Consider the following 25307-nt stretch of genomic DNA (forward strand, 5'->3'; position numbering starts at 1 on the left):
CGCCTCGGCCAACACACCCAACTCCACCAACTCGCGCGGCCCGAACTGCTCTGCCGACGCCTTGTATCCCAACTTCAGCATTACCGTGCAACCTCCGAACAACGTGGTGCCAGCGAAACGATCACGCACTATCGCGCAAATCCTGCACGAAATCATGCACACTGAGCGCAGACAGTGTCAATATCCACGCAAAGGTGTGTCGCCCGTGCGTTATGGTCGTGCACCGACCCCCGACCACGGCGTCCGAGTACCCAGAAATTCGAGTGCCCAGAGCCCTAGGAGCAATCGTGTCAGCGACCGCACGGCGACGTGAAATCTTCCACCGAATCCTCGCCGACGGATATGTCGATGCGAAGACCCTCTCGGCCGATCTCGGCGTCGACGCGTCCACGATCCGTCGCGACCTCGATTCGCTCGCCCGTGAAGGGAAGGTCGAGCGCACGCACGGGGGCGCCCGAGCGGTCGAGGGCGCGGGCCTCGAGGTGCCGTACGCCCTCGAGAAGGACGTACGCCGTGAGGAGAAGGTGGCGATCGCGGCGGTAGCGGCCGCCATGGTGTCCGACGGCGACAGCGTGGTGCTCGACAGTGGATCCACAACCTACGAGGTAGCGGTCGCACTGCGACACAAGGCGTCACTGACGGTCCTCACCAATGACCTGCGTATCGCGAAATACGTTGCGGCATTTCCCGATGTCCGGCTTCTCGTGTCCGGAGGCGAGCTCCTCGGCTCGGCCTACACCCTGGTCGGCGACCATGCCGTGCAGTTCCTCTCGGACTACTCGGCCGACTGGGCGTTCCTCGGTGCCGACGCCGTGCACCCCACTGCCGGCATCACCAACACCAACACGCTGGAGATCCCGATCAAGCGGGCGATGATCCGGTCGGCCGAGAAGACGATCGTCGTGGCGGATCGTTCGAAGTTCGGAGAGCGCGCGCTCGCCCGGGTCGCGAGCCTCGACGAGGTCTCGTGCATCGTCACCGACGGCGGCCTCGACGAGGAGAAGCGGGCAGCCTACGGCGACCGACTCGTGATCGCTTCGAACTCTTGACATACAATCATTCGGTTGTGCATTTGGGATGTGAGCGGAGACGACGAGGACCGGGCCGATGCCCTGTTCCACGCGCTCTCCGACCGGACCCGACGAGACATCATGCGACGCGTCCTGGCGGGGGAGCACTCGGTGTCCGCTCTCGCAGCGAACTACGACATGTCCTTCGCCGCAGTACAGAAACACGTCGCCGTGCTGGAGAAGGCCGGTCTGCTCGTGAAGCGACGCAGCGGTCGCGAGCAGTTGGCCAGTGGTGACGTGGCGGCAGTGCGGTCGGTGGCGTCCATGCTCACCGAGATGGAGCAGCTCTGGCGCGGTCGCATCGCGCGCATCGACGAACTCATCGCATCCGAATCCTCCGAGGAAGGCTGAGAAATGCCTGTAACCGACGTCCGGCACGACTCCGACCAGCCGACCCTGACCATCACCGCGGAGTTCGCCGCCCCGGTGTCCCGCATCTGGCAGGTCTACGCCGATCCCCGTCAGCTGGAGAAGATCTGGGGACCCCCGACCTTCCCCGCGACGGTGGTCGACCACAATCTGAAGCCCGGCACCCGTACCACCTACTTCATGACCGGCCCCGATGGTGAGAAGTACGCCGGCTACTGGGATATCACGACCGTCGACGAACCGACGGGCTTCTCGTTCCTGGACGGCTTCGCGGAGCCGGACTTCACCCCGAAGCCGGAACTACCCGTCTCACGGTGCGTCTACAGTTTCGAGGAGTTCGAGGGCGGCACGCGCGCAACCTATGTCAGCACCTACGAGAGCGCCGAAGCGCTCCAGCAGGTTCTGGACATGGGCGTGGTCGAGGGCGCCTCGTCCGCCATCAACCAGATCGACGCATTGGTAGCGGAGCAGTAGCACCGAGCCGAACCCCGGTCCGTGCGGAGAAGAAGTACACCTCGTCGGGTTTCGGGATCACGTGGATCTCGGAACCCGACGAGACGGGCACATGCCGATCCCACCGGACGACGATCCTGTCGGCATCTCCGTCCACGGTGTCCTTCGGCACCGCGTACACGAACGACTCGGCACCGAGTTCCTCGACCAGGACCGTCCGTAGCGACCAGGAGTCGGATCGCCACGCCCCCACGGTCGTCCACGATTCCGGACGGACCCCGATCACCACGCGATCGGAATCCACCGAACGCGGAACGCGGATTCGCAGCGCTCCGAGTTCGGCGTACCCGTCGTGTACAGCTGCCTCGACGAGGTTCATCCCCGGCGACCCCACGAACCCGGCGACGAAGGTGTTCACCGGCTCGTCGTACAACTTCCGAGGCGACGCGACCTGCTGAAGGCGGCCGTTCTCCAGGACGGCGACACGATCTCCCATCGTCATCGCCTCGACCTGGTCGTGGGTCACGTACACGGTGGTGGTGCCGAGCGACCGCTGCAACTCGGCGATCTGCGCGCGGGTGCTGACCCGCAGTTTCGCATCGAGATTCGAAAGCGGCTCGTCCATGCAGAACACTGCCGGGTGACGGACGATCGCGCGCCCCATCGCGACACGCTGACGCTGACCACCCGACAGCTTTCCGGGCTTGCGGTCCAGCAGTGATTCCAGTTCGAGCATCCGGGCGGCTTCGAGCACTCGGGCCGTGCGCTCGTCCTTCTTCATCCCCGCGTTCTGCAGAGCGAAGGCCATGTTCTCCGCCACGGTCATGTTCGGGTAGAGCGCATAGTTCTGGAAAACCATCGCGACGTCACGGGCCTTCGGTGGCAGTCCTGTGACGTCACGACCACCGATCTCCACGCGCCCGGAGTCGACCGCCTCGAGACCGGCGAGCATGCGCAGGCTCGTCGACTTGCCGCATCCCGAGGGCCCGACGAGGACGAGGAATTCCCCGTCCTCGATGTCGAGGTCCAGTCGGTCCACGGCAGGACGATCGGCACCGGGATACCGATGGGTGACGTTGCGGAAGGCGATGGCAGCCAATGGTGTTCCTTCTACTTCAGGTTGGGGGTGATCTGCCTGTCGACGACCGCCTGCAGCTGCTGCTGCACGTCGGCGAAGGTCGTTGCGACGTCGGCGTTCTGCAGTGCGATCCGTTCCAGGCCGGTCCCGATGATCTGATCGCCACCGGGGACGAACACCCGGGCGTAGTCCTGGGAGCGCGTGACGGCCAGCTGGTCGACCGCGGTCCGTGCGTTGGGGTTGTCCTCGAGGTACTCCTTCATGGCGGGGTTGTCCACCGCGGACTTCCGGACCGGCATGTAACCGATGTTCTGTGAGAAGTACGCGGTGTTGTCGCCGTTGGTGACGAACTCGACGAACTTCAGGGCATTGCGCTTGCGTTCGTCGGAGATACCGGACGGAATCGCCAGACCCGCACCACCGGTGGGGCATCCCGCGACGCCTTCGGGAGCCGGCAGGAAGGCCGTCCCGAATTCGAAGGACGCGTTCTGCGTGATACCCGACAGGTCTCCCGTGGACGCGATCGTGGAGGCGATGAGACCGGCGGAGAAGTCGTTCGCGATATCGGTCGTCACCGCGGCGTACTTCTTGTCGTGGATCATGCGCTTCAGGAATTCACCTGCCGCAATTGTCTTCTCGTCGGTGAACTTCAGGTCCCATCCGTCGGAATAGGCACCACCGAAGGTCCAGATCGGGCCCTCGAAGGTCCATCCGAGGTAATCCTTGGCGTTGCCCCAGCCGTGCGCGAGCCTGCCGTCGCCGACCACCCCCTGGATGCGGGGACCCCACTCGTCGAACTCCTCCCAGGTGTCGGGTCCGCGATCGGGAAGTCCGGCCTGCTGCCACACCTGCTTGTTGTAGTAGAACAGCGGAGTCGACCGCGCGTACGGAAGAGCGAAGTGACTCCCCTCGTAGAGATAGTCCGCGAGCAGGGAATCGACGTAGTCGCCGGTGTCCACTCCCACCTCGCGGAACAGATCGTCGAGCGGGGTGATCGCACCGGTGATCGCATAGTTGAACCACCACACGTCCGACAGCACGACCACGTCGGGCAGGTCGCCGCCGGAGAGCGCGGCGTTGAACTTCTGTGAGACCTCCTCGTAGTTCTTGCCACCGTCGATGAGATCGACCGTGATGCCCGGGTTCGCGTCCTGGAACCGCCGGATCAGCTCCTTCTCCACGTCCTGGGATTTGCCGGGGTGGTTGGACCAGAAGCTGATCCGCGATGCATCGCCGGATACCGATCCCGTTCCCGAAGTCTGGGACGAGCCACCGCCCGTCCCTGCACATGCGGTCAGCGCAGCGCTCGCAGCCACGAGACCGGTCAGCCCGAGGAAACGACGCCTGTCGATGTTCCTGATGTCCATTCCCAGCTCCCTGAGGATTCAGCCCTTGACCGCACCGGAGGTGAGGCCCTTGATCATGTGCTTTTGCAGCACAAGGAAAATCACGAGAATCGGCAGCATCGCGAGCACGGTGCCGGCCATGACCGGACCCCAGTTCGTGACACCGTCGTTGTTCTGGAGTTGTGTCAGCCCGATCGGTAACGGCGCAACGGATGCGTCGTCGGCCATCAGGAACGGCCATAGATACTCGTTCCACTCGTTCACGACGGTGATGAGCGCGAACGCGACCATGGTCGGGCCGGATACGGGGAGGACCACGCGCCACAGCAGCCGGAACGGGCCCGCTCCGTCCATCCGTGCGGCTTCGATGATCTCGGCCGGAATGGACAGGAAATGGTTGCGCATGAGGAACGTTCCGAAGGCCACGCCTGCCAACGGCACGATGATGCCCTGGAAGGTGTTGCGCCAACCCCAGTCCGCGACGAGCGCATAATTGGAGATGACGGTGATCTGGTTCGGCACCATCAGCGCGGCGATGATGCCGAGGAAGACGATGTTCTTGCCGGGGAACCGCAGGAACACGAGACCGAACGCACTGAACACTCCGAGGACGAACTTCACCGTCGCCAGTATCGTCGTGATGACGATCGAGTTGCGCAGGAACAACCCGTACGGCACAGATTCGGTTGCCTCCGTGTAGTTCTGCGGATGGAAGACGCTCGGCCACCAGGTCACCGGCAGCGTGTAGATGTCGGGCCGCTCCTTGAACGATGTCACGACAATCCAGTACAAGGGCAGAGCCACCACCAGCAGCACGAGCACCATGGCGACATAGGCCAGAGCCGTGACGGCGCGCTCTCGTCTTCGGTGCGAACGCGTTTCGTCCGCGGGTGCGACCAGGTGCACGACAGACTTCTCCGCGACAGCGGTCACGAGTGACCTCCTCGGTCCATGATGCGCACCTGATAAACGGTCACCGCGAGCAGTACCAGGAACATGATGGTGGCAACGGTGGCGCCGTAGCCGGCACGGAAGTTGCGGAACGACTCGTCGTAGATCTGGTAGACCATCGTGGTCGTGCCGGTCCCCAACGGACCCCCACGAGTCATGACGTTGATGATGTCGAAGACCTGGAACGAATTGAGCAGCACGGTGATCGACAGGAAGTAGGTGGTGGGCCGCAATTGCGGAAGGACGACGCGCCGGAAGGTCGTCCCCCGGGAGGCACCGTCGATGGCGGCGGCTTCGCTCAACTCGGGCCGGAGTCCCTGCAGTGCAGCGAGATAGATGACGAATGTGTAGCCGAGATTCTTCCACATGTACGTCAGGGTCACCATCACCAACGCCCAGTTGGAGTCCTGGTAGAAGTCCGGCGTCGGAAGTCCCACCCGGGTCAGGACGTCCTGCACCAGACCGAAGTTCGGATCGAAGACGAACTGGAAGGCGATTCCGACGGCTGCACCGGAGATGACGAACGGTGCGAACAGCGCCGACCGGACGAGATTGCGTCCGTGGAGCCTACGGTCCAGAAGCAGTGCGAGCCCGAGTCCCAGTGCCATCGAACCGGCAACGGTCGCCACGGTGAACACGATGGTGTTGCCGACGATTTCCCAACTGTCGGGACGCGTGAACCATTCTCGGTAGTTGGCGAGTCCGACGAAGGTCGAGTTCGGGCTCGCGATGTTCCACTCGAAGAAGGAGAGCCGGATGTTGTCGGCGAGAGGCCGGTAGGTGAACAGGATCAACAGCGCGAGATTGGGCCCGACCAATGCCGCGAAGAGCGCGTAATCGCGCCACGGGCGGTGGCGGAGGCCGCGTTCGTGTTGCGGCAGGGTTCGTTCCGGACTCGGTGACACCGGAGCAGTGTGTGCCGACAGAACGAACCATGGGTTACGAAAGGGCGACGCCCCCTGCTATTCCGGACGAACGTTACGAACCGGAAGCAGGGGGCGTCGGAGATGTGCGTCGGTGTCAGAGATTCCAGTCGCCGAGACCGTCCCAGCCGTTGAGGGTTCCACCGGCCGTGTTCTGCACGATCACCGGATCGCCCTTCTTGGCGTTCTCGTAGAACCACTTGCCGTCCTCGGTGCTCACGTTGAGGCAACCGTGGCTGACGTTGGTGTTGCCCTGCGCGCCGACCGACCACGGTGCGGCGTGGAGGAAGATGCCGCTGTTTGACATCCGCGTCGCGTACTCGACGTAGGTGCGATATCCCTCGGGGCTGTCGACGGGCACCCCGTAGGTCGACGAGTCCATGTACATGTCGCGGTACTTCTCACCGACGATGTACGTGCCGTTCGGGGTGTCGTGGCCGGGCTTGCCGAAGGACGTCGGCATGGTGCGGACGACCTCGCCGTTACGGGTGACGGTGATGGTCTTGGTGTTGTTGTCGGCGACCGTCACCAGAGCGTCACCGATGGTGAACGACGACTGAGTGTCGCCGGCCTTCACGGTCACCGCGGTGTTCGCGGGCCAGAACTCGAACGGCTTCCAGCGGACCTGCGTGTTCGACGCCCAGTAGAAGTGCCCGTCGACGGGCGGCTGCGTGGTGATGCGGATGGCGCGTTCGGCGGCTGCACGATCTCCGACGGCCTCGTTGAAGCGGATGATGATCGGCTGCGCGACACCCACCGTCTCCCCGTTCGACGGGTTGACGGACGGAGCGGAGAACGGGGCGGCCGGCTCGGGAGCGAGCTGGGGCGGAAGCTGCGGCGGCGTCACCCCGGGCGGCGTGAGCCCTTCGATCAGCTCTTGGACACTCGGCACCTCGGGCCCACCGGGCCACAGCGGTGCCGCGCTCGCAGGACCGGCGGTGGCCAGTGCCACGGCGGCTGCGCCCACGAGTGCAGCACCGATCCGCGCAGATCGGCGGCCCGTGCGGCGACCGTTCGACAAAGCTCGCTTTTCGAACATTCCACAACCCATCGTTCAGCGGTGCGCCGCGCCTTACTTCCCCTGCGCGGCGTGCTCGTACCCGTTCATTAGACACAGGACGGTTACGGACGGGCAATTCGAATGCGGACGGTCTCGGCGTTTTCCCAGTTCAGCGGACCGAGTGGTCTATTACGAATGCGGACGGCTACGGCGCGGGTGAACGGATATCACCCGCGCCGCAGACCCGCGGTCACACCGTTTCCGGGACGTCGAGGTGGGCGATGACGAGCTCGAACTCACCGGTATCGAGCACCCTGGCGCCTGCTGCCCGAGTCACCTCGGAGCGGATGTCGTCGACATGTGCTCTGGTGCGGTCCATCGCCTCGGCACTGTCGAACGTCAACGAGGTCACCCCGCGACCACCGGCACGGTCGAGCATCAGGCTGGCGCTGCAGAAACCCTCGAGTTCCTCCATCCGCGGCAGCGCGGCCATCTTCCACATGTCCACACCGCGATCCACCTGCGCGGGATCGATGTCGACCCAGGTGACACTGCAGCAGGACCCACGGGTCGAGTGGTGATCGCGGTGCATGACGGCGATCTCCCAGTTGGCCACGTCCGTGGTGGCATGGAACATCCGGGCCGCCTCGTCCCGGAGCATGCGGGCCATGCCTTCGCTGGAGCGCAACACGTCCTCGTCCCGCCAGGAGCTGGTGGCGATGCATCGGCCCGAGCCGCGGTCGATCAGCAGGGACAGCCCCAGGCAACCGTTCATGTCCGCCAGGGCAGGCATCACGATGTCGCGTACGTGCTTGATCCCGGCGTCGATGTACGACGGATGCGCATGAATTGTGGTGGAGCGTGCAAACACGATCGGCACCCCTCTCCTCAGGGCGGCGCCGACGCGGCGTCGCCGGTCGTTTCGGCGCGACCCCCCACCCGAAACCACCCGTGTTCACACTGCTCCCCTACTCGGCCGTAGGCAATAGACGGACAGCGTGCGTCTGTCATCCTCGAAGGGTGGCGGCCTCGAACGGCATCGACCGCATCGGTCCCGGAGACCTGATCGAACTCGTCTCGGACGTGGGACGGGTACCCATGAATGTCGGTGCTGCGATCTTCTTCGCCGGTGAGAACCTGACGAACCCCACGACACTGATGACCGTGCTCGCCGAACGCCTCGTCCGGGTTCGACGCCTGCGGCAATGCCTGATCGAGCCGGCCTTCGGACTCGGGCGTCCCTACTGGCTCGACGACGCCCACTTCGACATCGATGCCCACTTCTCCCAGGTGCGGTGCCCCGGTCCCCGCGACAGGGACGCCGCACTGACGCTCGCCGCGGACGCCCTTACCCGGCCGCTGCCCCGATCGCAACCGTTGTGGCGCGCGCTGCTCGTCACCGACATCGCGGACCCGAACGGGCACACGGCGTTGGTGATGGTGCTGCACCACGTCCTGGCCGACGGGATCGGTGGTCTGTCGATCCTGGCGCATCTCGTCGACGGCATGGACAGCACACCGCCCATGCCCGAACAGCGCGCTTCAACGCAACCAACCAGACGAGAGTTGTTCTACGACAATGTAATCGGTCACTTGCGGGCGCTCCGCCGGGCACCGCGAGCCGTCGCACGTCTTCCTGCAGCATGGACAGAACTCGGGGGGGCGCCGGCGGACGTGCCCCGCGGTGTTCGTTGAACGCGCCCATCGGGTCTCGTCTGGCGCTCAGGACCGTCGAGGTGGATCTGGACACGCTCCGTCGGGCGGGACGGCAGTGGGACGCAACGATCAACGATGTGCTGCTGGTCGCCGTCGGGGGCGCCCTCGCCACCATCCTGCACAAGCGCGGCGAGTTCCCGTCCGAGCTGATGATCTCGGTGCCGGTCTCCGCCCGCACCGCTGCCACGGGTGGGCAACTGGGCAATCGCGTCGGCGTCATGCCCGTCCGGGTACCGCTGGACGGGACCCCGGAGCACCGGTCGGTATCCGTCTCCCGCACGACCCGACTGCAGAAGGCGAACGTGCGGGGCCTGTCTGCCGAACTACTGGGTCCGGTCTTCCGCGCCCTTGCGGCCGTCGGGGCGTTCCGCCGGTTCGTGGACCGGCAGCGCCGGGTCAACTCGTTCCTGTCCGACCTGCCGGGACCGTCGTCGACGCTCACCGTTGCCGGAGTGCCTGTCGCGTCGATGGTGCCGATGATCGTCACCACGGGCAACGTCGCGGTCGCTTTCGCGGCCCTGTCCTATGCCGGCACGCTGACCGTGGCGGTCGTCGTCGACCCCGATCTCGTCCCCGAACACCGTGACCTCACGGAGGCCCTGCGCGAACAGTTCCGCTCGATCGTCGCCTCCGCACAGTGACTGCCGGCCGCTCCGATGTGGCGGTCGGGAACCGAGGAGCGGAGTACCTTGCTGTGCATGTCGGAGAAGATCGCCGAGATCCGTACCCTCGCCGATGCCCGGAAGGTGTTGGCATCGCAACCGTTCAGCGTCCTGATCGGAGCCCGTCTGACCGAGTACGAGCGCGGCCGGGCAGTCCTGGAAATACCGCTCAGGGAGGAACTGCTCCAGCAGTTCGGCTTCGCGCACGGAGGTGTTCTGGCCTACGCGGCCGACAATGCGCTCACGTTCGCCGCAGGCACGGCCCTCGGGCCGTCGATCGTGACGACCGGCATGAGCCTCGACTACCTGCGGCCCGCCGGGGGCGCACTCCTACGCGCGGTCGCCACGATCGTCAGCACCAGTCGCAGGCAGGCACTGTGTCGTTGCGAGATCTACGCCGTCACCGAGGACGGGACGGAGAAGATGTGTGCGGCGGCGCAGGGCAGTGCTCGCCTGATCGATCTGAATCGTTGAGCGGGACAATCTGTTCCACCCTCCGTTCAGAGACCGAAGATCCTCGTCAGTCGCGCATCGGAGTCGTACAGGGCGTCGGTGTCGAAAGTGGATGCGGAGCTGAGCACCTCGTTCGCCCCGGTGGAGGCGAGCAGTTTCTCGAGCCCTTCGGCCACCTGATCCTCGGTGCCGGCCAGCGAACCCTTCGCGGTCTCGTCGACGATGCGGCGGCGCCGCTCGGTCATCGGCTGCCGGCGGATCTCCTCGATCGGGGACAGCGGCGGGAACGCCCCCTCTTCGCGTGAGACGGCCATCGCCCATGCCTCCGGAAGCTGCAGCTCCCGAGCCTCGGCTTCGGTGTCGGCGATGAGGATGTCCAGGCCGACGACAACATAGGGCTCAGCGCCGGGTGTGGCCGGGCGGAAGTCGGCGCGATAACGGTCGAACGGTTCCGATCCCTGCCGCAGAAGCGGTCCGGCGACGACGACGGGCAGGCCCAGACGCGCCGCCAGCCGCATACCTTGCCCGGTGCCGAGGACGAAGATCGGAGGCGGCTCGGACAGTCGAGGACGCACCGTCACTTCGGCGGTGCCGTGCAGATAACCGCGCAGTTCCTCGATGTCGGCGGCGAAGTCGTCCGCGTCGGCCTTGTGGGTCCGCAGCGCATCGCGCACAGGCGCGGTGAATCCGAGGGAACGACCGACACCCAGATCGATCCGTCCCGGGTGCATCGCTTCAAGCATCGCGAACTGTTCGGCGACGACGATCGGTTGATGGTTGGGCAGCATGACGCCGCCGGATCCCACTCGGATCCGGCTCGTCCGCTCCGCGATCGTGCCGATGAGCAGCGGTGGAGCTCCCGACGCGATGCCTGGGACGGCGTGGTGCTCGGCCACCCAGAAGCGGTGGTAGCCGGCCGCCTCGGCGAGTTCGGCGCGACGCAGGGTCTGCTGCAATGCGGCAGCGTCCGGCTGCCCCTCCCGGGTCCGGGAGCGGTCCAGCAACGACAACGCCACCTGCACGGTCGTCTCAACACCGCGACCGTCCCGGATCTTCCCTGCAGGTCAGGGATCTTCGGGACCCCAAGCGCGTCCGGCTGCGATCCAGTCCCCATGGAAGTGGAGTTGCCCGTGCTCCGATGCCTTCTGCGCCGCGGCGACACCGTGTGCATCGGCGAGGTACAGCAGGAGATCGGCGATCGCGTCTCCGACCGCGACGACCTGGTCGCGGGCATCACCCGCTCGGATCGCCATCTCGGCGAGTACGCGCCCGGTGCCGATCGCCCCTGTCAGGGACCGGTGGTGGAACTGGGTGCAACCGGCACGACCGCAGGACAGACACAGATCCGATACGTGATCACCCATCGGAGTCCTCATGTCATTTCCTGCCGAAACATAAAGCCAATTATGTCCGATTTCGTTTCGGTGCCGAATGGGAGGTGTCGACGTACTGGACAATGCCACCCCACGCGGCAGGGTCGAACTGCTCACGGCCGCGGGTTCTTCCGGGTCCACCGCGGCCGGTCGTTGCGGGTGGCCGCCGTGCAGCGACGACACGGGACGACTCCGTGTTCACCCAGCTCCGCCAAGTCCATGCGTGGGTGTCGCCGGACGGGTAGCGGATCCCGTCGGTATCGATCCATCGGCCCGACGCAGCGACCGCCGGGTGGGAGTGCTGAGCCATGGGTCCGGGTTCCCGCCACCGGACGGGATTACTCGATCCGCGACGCTGCGAGCATCTCCTCGATCGAGACGAACTTCAGGCGCGAGCGTCCCGCCGCCGATCCGCGGGCCTTCTCCTGCTTGTCGATCTGCAGCCAGCCCCGGTAATCGATGTGCTCCGGACGCCGCTCGGCGACCAGCGCCGCCAACTTCTCCCGATCGGCGACCGGCTCGGGCAGCTTGCCCTCGACGAAATCGTCGAGGATCTTCTCGACCGTTTCGGCAGAGCACTGCTTGTTGGTGCCGATCACGCCGCTGGGACCACGCTTGATCCAACCGGCGGTGTAGACACCGGGCACCGGTGCTCCGGCCTCGGCGTCGATCACCCGGCCGCCCTCGTTCGGGATGACCCCGCGCCGCTCGTCGAAGGGCAGACCGGCCGGCGCGGTGCCGCGGTAACCGATCGAACGCAGCACCAATCCCGCCTCGAGGATTTCGGTCTGTCCGGTCGGGCGGGCCTCGAGACGGCCGTCGACCTCGACCAGTTCGTTGCGCTCGAGGGTGATCGATTCGACAACACCGTCGCCGGAGATCTCCACCGGCGAGGCGAGATAGCGCAGCACGATCCGCTTGTTGCCCTCGGTGGGAGTGCGCTGCGCGAAGCCCTCGACCTGCCGCACCTTGAGCGTCAGGCGGGGTTCGACCTCCGGATCGTCGATCAGCGCGCGGCTGACCGGGTCGAGTTCGACCTCGACCGGGTCGACGACCACATCGACACCGGGCAGCGAGCCGAGCGCGAGCAGCTCCGGGTTGGTGTAGGCGGCCTGCGCCGGGCCGCGCCGGCCCACGACCACGACCTCGCGGATGTTCGACTTCCGCAGCGCCTCGAGCGCGTGCTCGGCGATGTCGGTGCGCGCGAGCTCGTCGGGGTCCATCACCAGGGCTCGCGCGACGTCCAGGGCGACGTTGCCGTTGCCGATGATCACCGCGCGTTCGGCCGACAGATCGAAGGTGTGGTCGGCGAAATCAGGGTGTCCGTTGTACCAGGCGACGAACTCGGTCGCGGCGCGGCTGCCCACGAGGTCCTCTCCCGGGATGCCCAGCGTGCGGTCGCCTGCGGCACCGGCGGCGTAGATCACGGCGTGATGGTGCGCGAGCAGTTCCTCGTGGGTGATGTGGGTGCCGACCTCGACGTTGAAATAGCACTGGGTGTTCTTGTGGCCGATGGCGCTGCGGAAGAGGTCGCCGACTCCCTTGGTGCTCTGATGATCGGGGGCCACACCGGCACGCACGAGCCCGTAGGGGGTGGGCAGGCGGTCGAAGATGTCGACCTGCACCGCCGAGTGCGTCACCAGATCCATCGCGGCATAGCACGCCGCAGGACCCGAGCCGACGATCGCCACCCGCAGCGTGCCCAGCTCGGCGGGCAGCTTGCGGCGCGTGCGCAGCTCGGGCCAGTCCGGTCCGATCGGGTAGCGACGGTAGTACTCGGCGTTGATCTCGAGATACGGCTCCTGCGCCGGCGTGAGTTCGTTGTCGGCGGCGATCGCATCCACCGGGCACTCGTCGACACAGGCCCCGCAGTCGATGCACGTGTCGGGATCGATGTAGAGCATCTCCGTGGTCGCGAAGGGTGCTTCGTCGGGTGTCGGGTGGATGCAGTTGACCGGGCAGACCTCGACACACGAGGCGTCGTTGCAGCACGCCTGGGTGATTACATAAGCCACAGTTGTACCTGCCTACAGTGCCGATTCCGGACAACGAACGAGCCTCAGACTAGTACACGTTCCAGTTTCGGTCGAGAACCACGTTCTCAAAACCATATCATCGAATTTCCGGCTGTCGAGATGCCTCAGATGTCCGTTTCGGCGCTCGATTCGATGCGGAAACCGATCTTGAGAGTGACCTGCGTGTGGGCCACCCGGCCGTCGTCGATGTGGCCCCGGATGTTGACCGTCTCGAACCACTCGAGATGCCGCGTGGTCTCCGCTGCTCGCGCCACCGCTTTCGCGATCGCGTCGTCGACTCCCGTCGTCGACGATCCGACGACCTCGATCACCCGGTAGACATGGCTCATGGCTGAACTCCTCGAATCGACGATGCTCCGATTCGGATCGTCCCGCCCCCGAGGGACCCCCGTCCCCGGAACCACGAAAATGACAGAAAGATTCAGGCACGACGAGCGAGCAACCGGGCGAGTTCGCCCAGCCGCGCCAGACGCAGGTCCCCGAGCGGGATCGCGCCGGCACCGAGCCGGTTGGTGACGAAGGCGAGCGACAGACCGGTGTCGAGATCGGCGTACGCCCCCGAGCCACCCACTCCGTAGTGCCCGAGCGCACCGCGCGGACGCTGGATGCTCGCGAAGATGGGCTGGTGGTAGCCGAGCCGCCACGCCATCGGCACACCGAGCACGTAGTCCCGGCTGCGCACCCGCACGCGCGACATCTCGTCGATCGTGGTGAAGTCGAGGAACTTCACGCCGTCGATCGTCCCGCCGGCGGCTATCGCCCCGTACATACGCGCGAGCGAGCGGGCGGTGAACACACCGTTCCAGCCCGGCATCACCGAGTCGTGCACGGCCGGGTCGCCGACGAGCCTGTCGAAGCCGTCGGGCATCGCGGCCTCGGCGAGACCGCGGGTCGGTTCGAGTCGCGACAGGACCGCGGCGCTCGCACCCCAGTGCAGGCCGACCGGGGCGAGCCGCGGGAAGAGCTTCGCGATACGGCCCCGTTCGTCATGAGGCACGCGGTACCAGAAATCGGGATCGCCGAGGGGCCGGGCGATCTCCTGCTCCACGACCTCCACGAAGGGCAGACCGGTCACCCGCTGCACGAGTTCGGCGACGAGCCATCCGTAGGTGACGGCGTGGTAGCCCGAGCCGCGTCGCCGCCGTCGATCCGGTGCCGCCTGCTCGAGCGCCGCGACGGTCGTCTCGTAGTCGAGGATCCCGCGCGTCCCCGGAACCAGACCGCGCACCCGGTGCAGGCCGGATCGGTGGGTCATGACGTCCGCGACGGTGATGTCATCCTTGCCGTTCGCGGCGAACTCCGGCCAGTACTGCGCAACGGGCGCGAAGTAGTCGATCACTCCGCGCTCGGCCAGACGGTGCACGACGGTCGACGCCACGCCCTTGCCGGTCGAAAACGACAACGCCATGGTGTCGCGGCTCCACCGCTTGTCGGGGGCCGACCAGCCGGACCAGATGTCGAGGACCTTCTCACCGTGGAGATAGGCGGTGAGTGCGCCGCCGCCGTCCCGGGGCCGCTTGTACAGCGAGAAGAACGCGTCGGCCAGCCGCAGGAATCGCGGATCGACGACCATCTCGGTCGGCGCCGCCGGGCCCGGCCGGGCGTCGATCCGCCCCGGGACGTGCACCGGTGCGAACGACGCTGTCGCCCCGGCAGGTTCGAAGACTGCTCCGGTCGTCATCGCGACACCTCCATCGGCATGTGCGACAGGCTACGACGACACGGAACGTAAAGGAAGGGTTTACGTACAGTCTGTCTGTCGAGGATCCCGGCGAGACGCGTCGAATCTACGGCAGGGGCGACGGCGGCGTCTGCGCGCCAGGAGTGAAGTACCGGAAGTCGCCCAGCACGACACACCCGCGTGCGGCCTCGAGTTCGAACGCGGCCGCCGCCGTGCCCTCGCACAACACCGGATCGTCGGCGTCGCCCACATAGGCCTGCGACTGCGGACCCGCGGCGACGACCGCCGTGCCCGGACTTTCGAGCACACCGAGCGCCAGGGCCTCCTCCCCCACGCCGATCGCGAACAGCCGTCCCGACGTGCTTTCCCCGGCGCCGACACCGCCGTCGAATCCGGCGGCCACCACCTGTGCGGCACTGCGGGCATCGGCGAATCCCACGCCCCGCTCGGCATAGCTCCACGCCTCGGCGGTGCCGTCGGTGGACGCACCACACGCTTCGCCCCCGTCGATCTGCACGATCTCGGCCGGGGCACCCGGCGGTGCCGTGCACGTCGTGGCCGCGGACGCGGTCTGAGGAATGAGGAAACCGACCCCGATGGCGGCAGCGAATACTGCCCCGACGCCGAGAACCCGACCGGACGCCCACGAGCGAATCACGACATCGACCCTTCCGAACCTCGAGTGACTGTTCTCTCGGACAGTTTATGGACTCGCACCTCGGGAGGACTCATACTCGAGGTCACGACAGGGACGCGATTCCCCGAACGTTCCGGTTCACGTGTCCTTTGCCCGGTCGGTGTCGCGGGACGGTTGGACGCGCTTCGGCTCCCCCGGCATCTTCGGGTGATTCGGCGGATACGGCAGGTCGCCGATACCGTTCGCCTCGTCCCGTTCGGCCATCTCGAGCAGAACGTCCAGCGAGTGCGCATGCGCATCGAGATCCGCCATCGGATCGCCGCGCTTCGCCAGCAGATCCGGCACCGTGGCGATCGTGAAGTCGTCAGGTTCGGCGTCGACCAGCTCGTCCCAGGTCAGCGGAGTCGAGACGGTCGCGATCGGGGTGCGACGGACCGAGTAGGCCGAGGCGATCGTCTTGTCGCGCGCGTTCTGGTTGTAGTCGAGGAAGAGCCGCTCTCCGCGCTCCTCCTTCCACCACGCCGTCGTCGCCCGCCCGTCGCTGCGCCGCTCGATCTCACGCATGAGCGCGATCCCCGCACGACGGACTCCGACGAAATCCCATTCGGGCACGATCCGCAGATAGATGTGGAGTCCCCGCCCACCGGACGTCTTGGGATATCCGGCGAGTCCCAGTTCGTCGAGAAGCGGGCGCACGACCTCCAGCGCCACGGCCCGCGCGTCGCCGAAATCGGTTCCCGGTTGCGGGTCGAGGTCGATGCGCAATTCGTCGGGACGGTCGGTGTCGCCGCAGCGCACCGGCCACGGATGGAAGGTCACGCACCCGAGATTGGCCGCCCACACCACGTCGGCGGCCGAACACACACGCAGCGCATCGGCGGTACGCCCCGACGGGAACGTGATCTCGCAGGTCGCCACGTGGTCGGGTCGCTTGACCGGTGCCCGCTTCTGATAGATCTCCTCCCCCTCGATGCCGTCGGGAAAGCGCTGCAGATGCGTCGGCCGATCGCGCAGAGCCGTCAGGATCGGTGCGTCGAACTCGGTGGCGACCCTGCGGTAGTACTCCACGAGGTGCCGCTTCGTGCCACCTGCGGCGCCGAGCTGCGGGAAGTAGATCTTGTCGGGGTTCGACAACCGCACGGGCGTGCCGTCGACGTCCAACTCCTCCGCGGGCGAACGCTTCGTGGCCATGTCAGTCCTCCGTCCGGTCGAGCACATCCGACAGGTCGTAGCGCACCGGCACCTCCAGCTGGTCGAACGTGCAGCTCTCGGGGTCACGGTCGGGACGCCACCGCAGGAACTTCGCTGCGTGCCGGAACCGCATCCCCGCTCCCGACACACCTTCCATCTGGTCGTACGCGACCTCCACGACACGTTCGGGACGCAACGGCACCCAGCTGCGGTCCACCGCCGAACGCCACCGCGTCGGTTCGCCCTGCTCGACGACGTCGTCCCCGAGTCGCAGCGGTTGCAGTTCGGCGAGCAGTTCCTCGCGCCGCTCCCGCGTGAACGCCGAGGCTCCGCCGACCATCGCAAGTTCGCCGTCGTGATAGAGCCCGAGCAGCAACGACCCGATTCCCTCGACGCTCTTGTGCATGCGGTAGCCCATGAGGACGCAGTCGGCGGTGCGGGCATGTTTGAGCTTGAGCATCTCCCGCTTGTCGGGCACATAGAGCCCGTCGAGTCGCTTGGCGATCACGCCGTCGAGGCCGGCCCCTTCGAACTCCTCGAACCAGCGGCGGGCGGTATCGGTGTCGGTCGTGGCCATCGTGACATGACAGCTCTTACCCCCGCCGATCTCGGACCGCAGCCGCGCGCGCCGCTCCGCGAACGGGGTCTCCATGAGATTCTCGTCGCCGAGAGCGAGCAGATCGAAACCGACGAACACGGCCGGTGTCTGCTCGGCGAGCATCGTGACCCGGCTGGCGGCCGGATGGATCCGCTCGGACAGCGCCTGCCAGTCGAGTCGGGTGCGGCCGTCGTGTTCGCGCGGGACGACGATCTCCCCGTCGACCACGCACCTGCGGGGCAGTTCGGCGCGCGCGGCGTCGGCGAGTTCCGGGAAGTAGCGCACGAGGTCCTTGCCTCCGCGCGAGCCGAGAACCACCTCGTCACCGTCTCGGAAGACGATCGCCCGGAAACCGTCCCATTTGGGTTCGTAGGACCACTCGTCGGGACCGTCTTCGGGTTGGGAGGGGACGGTGGAGGAGACCTTGGCGAGCATCGGGGCGATCGGCGGCACCACAGGCAGGTCCATGCGGCACATCGTTCCACCCTGTACGGGTACCGGCAGCACTTCCGTAGGCTCTTCGACCATGAACATTCTCCGAGGGGCGGCCGGTGCCGCGGTGGCGTTGGCGGCAGCAGGGGTGCTTGGAGGATGCGCGACCCAGGTCGAAGGGCAGGCCGTGCCCGCCGCGAACGCCCTGGACACGTCCACGGCGCCGTCCTTCTCCCTACCCACCACGACCCCGTCGGCGTCGTCGTCGACCGAATTGAGCGTCGACGTCGCAGCCGGCGAATGCGTCGCGCTCGGCGGCACGGTCGACGACGCGACCATCGACTACGCGGTGTGCGGCAGCCCGAGCTCGAATTACAAGGTCGTCGACGTCGTCGATGCCAGTGCCATGTGCCCCGGCGACATCGACCAGACCTACTACGAGTCCTTCGGCGGCATCGAGGTCGGCGCGTTGTGTCTCGACATCGACTGGGTGGTGGGCGACTGCATCGACCTCGGCGGCGAGGATCCGCAGCGCATCGACTGCGGTGAGCCCGCGGTCCAGGGCGAGGAGGTCACCGAGATCCTGCTCGACACCTCCGACGTGAACGCCTGCTCGACGTCCGAGGGTGGGTTCGTGTACCGGGAACGCAACTTCGTGGTCTGCACCGACACCATCTGAGGTTTTCTCCTTGTGCGGATGCCCGTCGCGGCCGCGACGGAGCATGTCGGTGCCTCCCGCAACAATGCGTTCGACAGATCATCATCCGACGGACGCGAGGACGGAACATGACGCACTGGCCGGACAGACCGATCTGCGCGTTCGATCTCGAGACCACCGACCGGGATCCCCGCAACGCCCGCATCGTCACGGCATGCGTCGCGACCTTCGACGGCGATCGCATCGGCACACGCTCGTGGCTGCTCGACCCGGGTATCGCGATACCCGAGGAGACCACCGCGATCCACGGCATCACCACCGCCCACGCCCGCGCCGAAGGACTCGACTATCTCGAGGGATACAAGCAGATCCGGCAGGCCGTGAGCGACGCGTGGGCGCGCGGCCACATCGTCGTCGCATTCAACGCCAGCTACGACCTGACGGTCCTCGACGCCGAAGGACGCCGGCTCGGCCTGACGGGGCTCGACATCGGCACGGTCGTCGACCCGTACGTCATCGACCGGGAGATGGACCGCAGCCGGCCCGGCAGGCGCACACTGCAGGCGGTGTGCGAGGCGTACGGGGTGTCGCTGCCGAATCCGCACGAGGCCGAGGCCGACGCGCTCGCCGCCGGCCACCTGACCCGCGCGCTCGTGGCGAGATTCCCCGAGCTCGCCGAACTCGACATCATGGCCGATCAGGCCGCCTGGCACGCCGAACGGCAACGCAGCTTTGCCGAGTACCTGCGCGGGCTGGGTCGCGAGGTCGTCGACGTCGACGACAGCTGGCCCGTCCGGCTCCCCACGCCGGTGGGTACCGATGTCCTCGAGCGTCCCGCGACCGAGACCAGGTTCCGGCGCGCGCTGCGCGCGATCCGCGAGTTCTTCCGGCGACTGCGCCGCCGCTGATCAGGAGTGCGGTCGATCAGGGCAGCAGTCCCTGCCGCCGCGCCTCGACGACCGCCGCGTGCCGACTGCGCACATCGAGTTTGTCCATGGCGTTGCGCAGATAGGTCTTCACCGTCTCCACGCGCAGCGACAACCTGTCGGCGATCTCCGCGTTGCGGCAGCCCAGCGCCACATGACTCAGCACGTCGTGCTCGCGCGCGGTCAGATGCGTCCGCGGCCGCGACGCACCGTCGCGCGCCCGGGCCAGTGTCTCCTCGACGTTCCGCACCTGTTCCCTGATCACCGGGTCGTCGGTGCGCGCCGCGATCGCCCGCAGCGCCACGAGGCTTTCCGTCAGCGCTTCGGAGACGGAGGCAGGCACGGTGGCGCCGTGCGCGGCCCGCGTGTTCCCGATCAGCGACACGCGACGGTCCACCTCGTCGCGGATTTCGATCTCCCGCGCGAGCTCCGCGGCCGACCGCACGACCTTCTCCGCTACGACGTCGCCGATGGGCCGATTGACCCTCAGCCCGCCGTAGATCGCCGCCCGGGTGCGTCCGCGCACCACCACCGGCACGGCGAGCAACGACTCGATTCCCTCCCCGGCGACCTGCCGGTCGTAGTGGTGGGTGATGTGCGGGGAGGTGAAGTAGTCGGCGACCGCGCCGGGACGTTGTTCGACGACCACCCGACCGCCGAGTCCACGTTCGGCGGCGATCACCAGATTGCGCAGGGCACGACCGCGGGTTCCGACGAATCCGGACAGGACGACGTCCGAGCCCTGCACCGCGCCACCGAAGAGCACCGGTAGTTCCGTCGTCGCCTCGAGGTCGCGCAGCGTGGCGCGGAGGGTGTCGAGATCGTCGGGACGCAACACACCCGGCACGGCGACATCCATCGATTGCTCCTGCTCTTCCCTCCGAACACCCACTTTCGAGGGTAGAGGGGCCAGTTCCACGATTTGTAACCTGCACATCGCCCGGTGTTGCAACGATCACAGAAGACGCCGGAATCCGAGTAGGCCACCCCGGAGGTATCCGTGTCCATCGCCCCCGTCCGTCCCGGCTCGACCGGAGCCGCGAACTACAGCCAGATGAGCCCGCTGCGCTTCCTCGAACGGTCCGCGGCGGTGTTCCCGGATCGCACCGCGATCATCCACGGCGACCGCACGTACACCTACGCCGAGTTCGCCGACGAGGCGCAGCGGCTCGCGCGCGTGCTGCGCAGCCGTATCGAGCCGGGCGACAAGATCGCGTACCTGACTCCGAACGTGCCCGAGATGCTCATCGCGCATTTCGCGGTTCCGCTCGCAGGCGGTGTGCTGGTCGCGCTGAACTCGCGCCTGGCCGGGCCGGAACTCGAGTACATCCTCGCCCACTCCGAGACGAAGCTGCTGTTCGTCGACTCCGAACTGCTCGGATCGGTCGCGAACGTCCGCGACAACGTTCCGGGCGTCGCCGAGATCGTCGAGGTCCCCGACTCCACCGTGCCCGCTCCCGAGGTACCCGCCGGGGTGGCCACCGCCCGGTACGACGAGTTCCTCGCGCAGGCCGACTCGCTCGATGCGACGCCGCTGCCGTGGAGCGTCGACGACGAGCTCGGCGTCATCACCCTCAACTACACCTCGGGCACGACAGGCAAACCCAAGGGCGTGATGTACACCCATCGCGGCGCGTACCTGAACTCGCTGGGCGAGACCTTCCACAACAGCTTCGACGGGCAGAGCAAGTATCTGTGGACACTGCCGATGTTCCACTGCAACGGCTGGTGTACGCCCTGGGCGGTGACCGCTGCGGCGGGCACCCACATCTGCCTGCGGGCGGTGCGGGCCGACGCGATCTGGGATGCCATCGACAACCTCGGTGTCACCAACCTGTGCGGTGCGCCCGCGGTGTGCTCGACCATCGCGAACGCCGAGCAGGCTCATCCACTCGACCGTCCGTTGCGGATCACCACGGCCGGCGCGCCGCCGTCGCCGACGGTGATCGCCCAGCTCGAACAGATCGGCATCACGGTTGTCCACGTCTACGGACTCACCGAGGTGTACGGCCCGTACACGATCTGCGAGTACCAGGACAGCTGGGACGACAAGCCGGCCGACGAACGCGCCGCGCTGCTCTCCCGTCAGGGTGTGGGCATGCTGCAGGCCGAGACCGCGCGGGTCGTCGACGAGGACATGAACGACGTGTCCGCCGACGGCGAGACCATGGGCGAGATCGTGCTGCGCGGCAACAACGTCATGCTCGGCTACTACAAGGACCCGGACGCGACCGAGGAGGCATTCCGCGGCGGCTGGTTCCACACCGGCGACCTCGGCGTGATGTACCCGGACGGATACATCCAGCTCAAGGACCGCGCGAAGGACATCATCATCTCCGGCGGCGAGAACATCTCGACCGTGGAGGTCGAGCAGGCGATCGTCAGCCACCCGGCGGTGCTCGACGTCGCGGTCGTCGGCGTTCCGGACGAGAAGTGGGGTGAGCGTCCCAAGGCGTTCGTGATCCTGAAGAAGGGCGAATCGGTCACGGCCGAGGAGATCATCGACTACACGCGCACGCTGCTCGCCGGGTACAAGGTGCCGCGCGACATCGTCTTCCCGCTGGAGCTGCCCCGCACCTCGACCGGCAAGATCCTGAAGTTCGAGCTGCGATCGGCCGAAGCCGCCGAGGGGTGAGCCGACCCCTCACGACTGCATTGGATACTCGACGCCATGACATCCGGTACCGGTAACAGCACCCGTCGCCTCGATTCGACGGGCCCCGATCCCGCCCAGTTCCGGGTGCATGTCGTCACGCAGGCGATCCGTTTGTTCTCCGAGTTCGGCTACGAGTCGACCACCGTCGAGCAGATCGCCGCGGCCGCAGGGGTGTCGCGGCGGACCTTCTTCCGGCAGTTCCGGTCGAAGGAGGACGTGATCTTCGCCGATCACGAGTCGCTGCTCGAGCAGGTCGCCGAGTACCTCTCGCAGGATTTCGACGATCCGTGGGCGGCGGCCTGCGAGGGGGCCAAGCTCGTCTTCGGGCACTTCCGGGACCGGCGCGAGCTGGCGGTGTGGCGGTATCGGGTGGTGCAGCGGGTGCCGGCGCTGCGGGAGCGCGAACTCGTCACCACCTACCGCTACGAGCGGTTGTTCACCGACTTCCTGCGCGCCGCCGTCCCGACGGAGAAGCCGGTGCGCACCGTCAGCTTCGCGGCGGCGATGACCGCCACGCACAATTTCGTGTTGCGCGCGATGATCCGCGGCGACGAGACCGCCACTGCCGAACGCCTCGAGCAGGAGCTGCTCGAGCTCCGCCGCACGTACGGGGTGGTTCCGGTGCCCGAAGGCGCGACGAACGGGAAGGTCGCGCCGGCTCCGCCGGCGGTCGCGGTGGTGACCTATCCGGCCCACCTGACACCGGCCGAGATCGCCGAGCAGGTTCGGCTCCAACTCGAAGGCGCACAGCAGCGCCGTTGACCTGGCACTGAGTGCCGTGGTTACAATCGACTCATTCCGTCACGTCGCGAACCCTCGCCCCGATATCGTCGAGGGAGCTACGTTCGCAAATCTGGCACCGCGTGCCGTTAGGAGTCCGCCGTCATGGCCCTCAATCCCGACTTCGATCTGTTCAAGCTCTCCGAGGAGCACGACGCGCTGCGCGAGGCCATCCGCGCGCTCGCCGAGAAGGAGATCGCGCCCTACGCCAAGGACGTCGACGAGAACTCCCGCTTCCCGCAGGAAGCCCTCGACGCCCTCAACAAGTCGGGCTTCAACGCCATCCACGTGCCCGAGCAGTTCGAAGGCCAGGGCGCCGACTCGATCGCCGCCTGCATCGTCATCGAAGAGGTCGCCCGAGTATGCGGCTCCTCCTCGCTGATCCCCGCCGTCAACAAGCTCGGCACCATGGGCCTGATCCTCCGCGGCTCCGACGAACTCAAGGCCAAGGTCCTCCCCGACATCGTCAACGGCGCGATGGCCTCCTACGCGCTGTCCGAGCGCGAAGCCGGCTCCGACGCCGCCTCCATGCGCACCCGCGCCAAGGCCGACGGCGACGACTGGATCCTCAACGGCTCCAAGTGCTGGATCACCAACGGTGGTAAGTCCACCTGGTACACCGTCATGGCCGTCACCGACCCCGAGAAGGGCGCCAACGGCATCTCCTCCTTCATGGTCCACAAGGACGACGAGGGCTTCGTCGTCGGACCGAAGGAGAAGAAGCTCGGCATCAAGGGCTCCCCCACCGCCGAGCTGTACTTCGAGAACTGCCGCATCCCCGGCGACCGCATCGTCGGCGAGCCGGGCACCGGCTTCAAGACCGCTCTCGCGACCCTCGACCACACCCGCCCCACCATCGGTGCGCAGGCCGTCGGCCTCGCCCAGGGCGCCCTCGACGCGGCGACCGCCTACGTCAAGGACCGCAAGCAGTTCGGCCGCCCGATCTCCGACAACCAGGGTGTGCAGTTCATGCTCGCCGACATGGCGATGAAGGTCGAGGCCGCACGCCTGATGGTCTACACCTCCGCCGCTCGCGCCGAGCGCGGCGAGCCCAACCTCGGCTTCATCTCGGCCGCCGCGAAGTGCTTCGCGTCGGACGTCGCCATGGAGGTCACCACCGACGCCGTGCAGCTGTTCGGTGGCGCCGGCTACACCACCGACTTCCCGGTCGAGCGCATGATGCGCGACGCGAAGATCACGCAGATCTACGAGGGCACCAACCAGATCCAACGCGTCGTCATGTCGCGCGCGCTGCTGCGCTGACACCGGTCGCGTAGGTTACCCCCGGAACATCGAAGCGATCAGGAGTTACCGCAGTGGCAGTGGAAAAGGTAGGCGTGATCGGTGGCGGCACCATGGGTGCCGGTATCGCCGAGGTGTGCGCCAAGGCCGGTAGCGACGTCCTCGTCAAGGAGACCACCGAGGAGTTCGCCGCCGCGGCACGCGAGCGTCTGAAGAAGTCGATCGGACGTGGCGTCAAGTCCGGCAAGATCACGCAGGAGGACGCCGACGCGGTCCTCGGACGGATCCGCGTCACCCTCGACCTGAAGGAGTTCGCCGACCGCGACCTCGTCGTCGAGGCCGCCCCCGAGATCGAGTCTCTCAAGGTGGAGATCTTCTCCGAGCTCGACAAGATCGTGAAGCCCGAAGGCATCCTCGCCACCAACACGTCGTCGATCCCCGTCATCAAGATGGCGCAGGCGACGCAGCGGCCCGGCAAGGTCGTGGGCGTGCACTTCTTCAACCCGGTGCCGGTGATGCCGCTCGTCGAGATCATTTCGGCGCTCACCACCGACGAGGCCACCGCCGACACGGTGTTCGACTACGCGAAGAACACCCTCGGCAAGACGGCCGTGCGCGCAGGCGACCGTGCGGGTTTCATCGTCAACGCCCTGCTCATCCCGTACCTGTGCTCGGCAGTGCGCATGCTCGAGTCGGGCTACGCGACGAAGGAAGACATCGACGCCGCGATGAAGGGCGGCTGCGGCTACCCGATGGGTCCGCTGACCCTCATCGACACCGTCGGCCTCGACATCACCCTCAACGCCGCGCAGTCGCTGTACGACGAGTTCGCCGAGCCGCACTTCGCTCCCCCGGCACTGCTGCGTCGCATGGTCGACGCGGGTCGCCTGGGTCGCAAGACCGGCGAGGGCTTCTACAGCTACAAGTAGGCCTCACTCGGACGCCCCTGCCGTTCCTTCTCGGAACGGCGGGGGCGTCTGCGCATCCGGACAGCCGGGAGGTACGCAACAACAGTTCCGGGTTCGCAACACGGCCAGCAACTGCCGGCGTTGCGAACCTTCACTACGTGTTGCGTA

The 25307-nt window shown here is 66.8% G+C and carries 25 protein-coding genes and 1 pseudogene; 11 read left to right on the forward strand and 15 right to left on the reverse strand.

The annotated features are described in order from the left end of the window. Positions 1 to 287: 287 nt before the first annotated feature. From A5767_RS03595 to A5767_RS03605, 3 genes are read left to right on the forward strand one after another with little or no spacing between them, the layout of a single operon-like run. The gene (locus A5767_RS03595; protein WP_064851657.1) at positions 288 to 1049 is read left to right on the forward strand and encodes a DeoR/GlpR family DNA-binding transcription regulator; all 762 of its coding nucleotides are present in this window, start codon (positions 288 to 290) and stop codon (positions 1047 to 1049) included. 30 nt (positions 1050 to 1079) lie between these two features. Next, positions 1080 to 1421, forward strand: coding sequence for an ArsR/SmtB family transcription factor (locus A5767_RS03600; protein WP_006553668.1), 342 nt, complete (start codon positions 1080 to 1082; stop codon positions 1419 to 1421). A 3-nt stretch (positions 1422 to 1424) separates the two neighbouring features. Continuing rightward, a complete protein-coding gene (locus tag A5767_RS03605; protein WP_024102123.1) occupies positions 1425 to 1913 on the forward strand; it encodes an SRPBCC family protein in 489 nt (162 codons plus the stop codon). Here A5767_RS03605 and A5767_RS03610 read toward each other — a convergent pair. The 6 genes from A5767_RS03610 to A5767_RS03635 form a co-directional block, all read right to left on the reverse strand. Beyond that, positions 1879 to 2991, reverse strand: a complete 1113-nt coding sequence (locus tag A5767_RS03610; protein ID WP_006553670.1) for an ABC transporter ATP-binding protein — start codon at positions 2989 to 2991, stop codon at positions 1879 to 1881. The genes A5767_RS03605 and A5767_RS03610 overlap by 35 nt on opposite strands. An 11-nt stretch (positions 2992 to 3002) precedes the next feature. Beyond that, complete coding sequence (locus A5767_RS03615) at positions 3003 to 4337, reverse strand: ABC transporter substrate-binding protein (RefSeq protein WP_082921143.1); 1335 nt, start codon at positions 4335 to 4337, stop codon at positions 3003 to 3005. An 18-nt stretch (positions 4338 to 4355) separates the two neighbouring features. Then, entirely contained in the window at positions 4356 to 5249 is an 894-nt protein-coding gene (locus tag A5767_RS03620) for a carbohydrate ABC transporter permease (RefSeq protein ID WP_064851658.1), read from the reverse strand. After that, positions 5246 to 6172, reverse strand: coding sequence for a carbohydrate ABC transporter permease (locus A5767_RS03625; RefSeq protein ID WP_019290805.1), 927 nt, complete (start codon positions 6170 to 6172; stop codon positions 5246 to 5248). Before A5767_RS03625 ends, A5767_RS03620 begins: the two co-directional genes overlap by 4 nt. Before the next feature lie 115 nt (positions 6173 to 6287). Beyond that, positions 6288 to 7229, reverse strand: a complete 942-nt coding sequence (locus tag A5767_RS03630) for a L,D-transpeptidase (protein WP_006553674.1) — start codon at positions 7227 to 7229, stop codon at positions 6288 to 6290. Between the two features lie 211 nt (positions 7230 to 7440). Further along, positions 7441 to 8070 carry a hypothetical protein gene (locus tag A5767_RS03635; protein ID WP_019290804.1) on the reverse strand — a complete coding sequence of 210 codons (630 nt, stop codon included), beginning with the start codon at positions 8068 to 8070 and terminating at the stop codon, positions 7441 to 7443. 140 nt (positions 8071 to 8210) lie between these two features. Between A5767_RS03635 and A5767_RS03640 the strand changes: the two are divergent. Both A5767_RS03640 and A5767_RS03645 read left to right on the forward strand, forming a co-directional pair. Continuing rightward, positions 8211 to 9547, forward strand: a pseudogene (locus A5767_RS03640) (wax ester/triacylglycerol synthase domain-containing protein). A gap of 57 nt (positions 9548 to 9604) precedes the next feature. After that, the gene (locus tag A5767_RS03645; protein ID WP_064851699.1) at positions 9605 to 10042 is read left to right on the forward strand and encodes a PaaI family thioesterase; all 438 of its coding nucleotides are present in this window, start codon (positions 9605 to 9607) and stop codon (positions 10040 to 10042) included. 26 nt (positions 10043 to 10068) lie between these two features. On the opposite strand, the gene A5767_RS03650 is transcribed toward A5767_RS03645, so the two are convergent. From A5767_RS03650 to A5767_RS03685, 8 genes are all read right to left on the reverse strand, one after another. Continuing rightward, a complete protein-coding gene (locus tag A5767_RS03650) occupies positions 10069 to 11037 on the reverse strand; it encodes an MsnO8 family LLM class oxidoreductase (RefSeq protein WP_064851700.1) in 969 nt (322 codons plus the stop codon). Positions 11038 to 11085: 48 nt separating this feature from the next. Next, complete coding sequence (locus tag A5767_RS03655; protein ID WP_231913105.1) at positions 11086 to 11385, reverse strand: hypothetical protein; 300 nt, start codon at positions 11383 to 11385, stop codon at positions 11086 to 11088. A gap of 347 nt (positions 11386 to 11732) precedes the next feature. Further along, positions 11733 to 13409, reverse strand: a complete 1677-nt coding sequence (locus tag A5767_RS03660) for an FAD-dependent oxidoreductase (RefSeq protein WP_064851659.1) — start codon at positions 13407 to 13409, stop codon at positions 11733 to 11735. Between the two features lie 125 nt (positions 13410 to 13534). Continuing rightward, a complete protein-coding gene (locus tag A5767_RS03665) occupies positions 13535 to 13759 on the reverse strand; it encodes a dodecin (protein WP_006553682.1) in 225 nt (74 codons plus the stop codon). 92 nt (positions 13760 to 13851) lie between these two features. Beyond that, positions 13852 to 15111, reverse strand: coding sequence for a serine hydrolase domain-containing protein (locus A5767_RS03670; protein ID WP_064851660.1), 1260 nt, complete (start codon positions 15109 to 15111; stop codon positions 13852 to 13854). A gap of 106 nt (positions 15112 to 15217) precedes the next feature. Further along, complete coding sequence (locus A5767_RS03675) at positions 15218 to 15769, reverse strand: DUF6764 family protein (protein ID WP_006553684.1); 552 nt, start codon at positions 15767 to 15769, stop codon at positions 15218 to 15220. 117 nt (positions 15770 to 15886) lie between these two features. Beyond that, a complete protein-coding gene (locus A5767_RS03680) occupies positions 15887 to 16939 on the reverse strand; it encodes a DNA polymerase domain-containing protein (RefSeq protein WP_039585290.1) in 1053 nt (350 codons plus the stop codon). 1 nt (position 16940) lies between these two features. Next, positions 16941 to 18005, reverse strand: coding sequence for an ATP-dependent DNA ligase (locus A5767_RS03685; protein ID WP_064851661.1), 1065 nt, complete (start codon positions 18003 to 18005; stop codon positions 16941 to 16943). A 58-nt stretch (positions 18006 to 18063) separates the two neighbouring features. Here A5767_RS03685 and lppU point away from each other — a divergent pair, with 58 nt between their 5' ends. Together lppU and A5767_RS03695 are read left to right on the forward strand one after the other, a co-directional pair. After that, positions 18064 to 18648 carry an LppU family putative lipoprotein gene (gene lppU, locus A5767_RS03690; RefSeq protein ID WP_041803464.1) on the forward strand — a complete coding sequence of 195 codons (585 nt, stop codon included), beginning with the start codon at positions 18064 to 18066 and terminating at the stop codon, positions 18646 to 18648. A 107-nt stretch (positions 18649 to 18755) separates the two neighbouring features. Further along, complete coding sequence (locus A5767_RS03695) at positions 18756 to 19535, forward strand: 3'-5' exonuclease (RefSeq protein ID WP_064851662.1); 780 nt, start codon at positions 18756 to 18758, stop codon at positions 19533 to 19535. A gap of 16 nt (positions 19536 to 19551) precedes the next feature. On the opposite strand, the gene A5767_RS03700 is transcribed toward A5767_RS03695, so the two are convergent. Next, on the reverse strand, positions 19552 to 20412 hold the full coding sequence (locus tag A5767_RS03700) for a LuxR C-terminal-related transcriptional regulator (RefSeq protein ID WP_064851663.1): 861 nt from the start codon (positions 20410 to 20412) through the stop codon (positions 19552 to 19554). 195 nt (positions 20413 to 20607) lie between these two features. On the opposite strand from A5767_RS03700, the gene A5767_RS03705 reads away from it, so the two are divergent. The 4 genes from A5767_RS03705 (at position 20608) to A5767_RS03720 (ending at position 25160) form a co-directional block, all read left to right on the forward strand. Further along, the gene (locus tag A5767_RS03705) at positions 20608 to 22188 is read left to right on the forward strand and encodes an acyl--CoA ligase family protein (RefSeq protein ID WP_231913111.1); all 1581 of its coding nucleotides are present in this window, start codon (positions 20608 to 20610) and stop codon (positions 22186 to 22188) included. Positions 22189 to 22224: 36 nt separating this feature from the next. Further along, on the forward strand, positions 22225 to 22971 hold the full coding sequence (locus A5767_RS03710; protein ID WP_006553690.1) for a TetR family transcriptional regulator: 747 nt from the start codon (positions 22225 to 22227) through the stop codon (positions 22969 to 22971). Positions 22972 to 23094: 123 nt separating this feature from the next. Then, complete coding sequence (locus tag A5767_RS03715) at positions 23095 to 24252, forward strand: acyl-CoA dehydrogenase (protein WP_006553691.1); 1158 nt, start codon at positions 23095 to 23097, stop codon at positions 24250 to 24252. Positions 24253 to 24311: 59 nt separating this feature from the next. After that, a complete protein-coding gene (locus A5767_RS03720; RefSeq protein WP_037217799.1) occupies positions 24312 to 25160 on the forward strand; it encodes a 3-hydroxybutyryl-CoA dehydrogenase in 849 nt (282 codons plus the stop codon). The last annotated feature ends 147 nt before the right edge of the window (positions 25161 to 25307 follow it).

The sequence above is a fragment of the Rhodococcus sp. 852002-51564_SCH6189132-a genome, assembly GCF_001665495.1.
Taxonomy (GTDB): Bacteria; Actinomycetota; Actinomycetes; order Mycobacteriales; family Mycobacteriaceae; genus Rhodococcus; species Rhodococcus pyridinivorans.

Excerpts from the sequence above, each read along its gene's own strand:
- A5767_RS03685 (WP_064851661.1), bottom strand. The coding sequence starts at position 18,005 with ATGGACCTGCCTGTGGTGCCGCCGATCGCCCCGATGCTCGCCAAGGTC.
- A5767_RS03605 (WP_024102123.1), top strand. The coding sequence starts at position 1,425 with ATGCCTGTAACCGACGTCCGGCACGACTCCGACCAGCCGACCCTGACC.
- A5767_RS03645 (WP_064851699.1), top strand. The coding sequence starts at position 9,605 with ATGTCGGAGAAGATCGCCGAGATCCGTACCCTCGCCGATGCCCGGAAG.
- A5767_RS03615 (WP_082921143.1), bottom strand. The coding sequence starts at position 4,337 with ATGGACATCAGGAACATCGACAGGCGTCGTTTCCTCGGGCTGACCGGT.
- A5767_RS03680 (WP_039585290.1), bottom strand. The coding sequence starts at position 16,939 with ATGGCCACGAAGCGTTCGCCCGCGGAGGAGTTGGACGTCGACGGCACG.
- A5767_RS03715 (WP_006553691.1), top strand. The coding sequence starts at position 23,095 with ATGGCCCTCAATCCCGACTTCGATCTGTTCAAGCTCTCCGAGGAGCAC.
- A5767_RS03630 (WP_006553674.1), bottom strand. The coding sequence starts at position 7,229 with ATGTTCGAAAAGCGAGCTTTGTCGAACGGTCGCCGCACGGGCCGCCGA.
- A5767_RS03700 (WP_064851663.1), bottom strand. The coding sequence starts at position 20,412 with ATGGATGTCGCCGTGCCGGGTGTGTTGCGTCCCGACGATCTCGACACC.
- A5767_RS03670 (WP_064851660.1), bottom strand. The coding sequence starts at position 15,111 with ATGACGACCGGAGCAGTCTTCGAACCTGCCGGGGCGACAGCGTCGTTC.
- A5767_RS03710 (WP_006553690.1), top strand. The coding sequence starts at position 22,225 with ATGACATCCGGTACCGGTAACAGCACCCGTCGCCTCGATTCGACGGGC.
- A5767_RS03655 (WP_231913105.1), bottom strand. The coding sequence starts at position 11,385 with ATGGGTGATCACGTATCGGATCTGTGTCTGTCCTGCGGTCGTGCCGGT.
- A5767_RS03705 (WP_231913111.1), top strand. The coding sequence starts at position 20,608 with ATGAGCCCGCTGCGCTTCCTCGAACGGTCCGCGGCGGTGTTCCCGGAT.
- A5767_RS03695 (WP_064851662.1), top strand. The coding sequence starts at position 18,756 with ATGACGCACTGGCCGGACAGACCGATCTGCGCGTTCGATCTCGAGACC.
- A5767_RS03665 (WP_006553682.1), bottom strand. The coding sequence starts at position 13,759 with ATGAGCCATGTCTACCGGGTGATCGAGGTCGTCGGATCGTCGACGACG.
- lppU (WP_041803464.1), top strand. The coding sequence starts at position 18,064 with ATGAACATTCTCCGAGGGGCGGCCGGTGCCGCGGTGGCGTTGGCGGCA.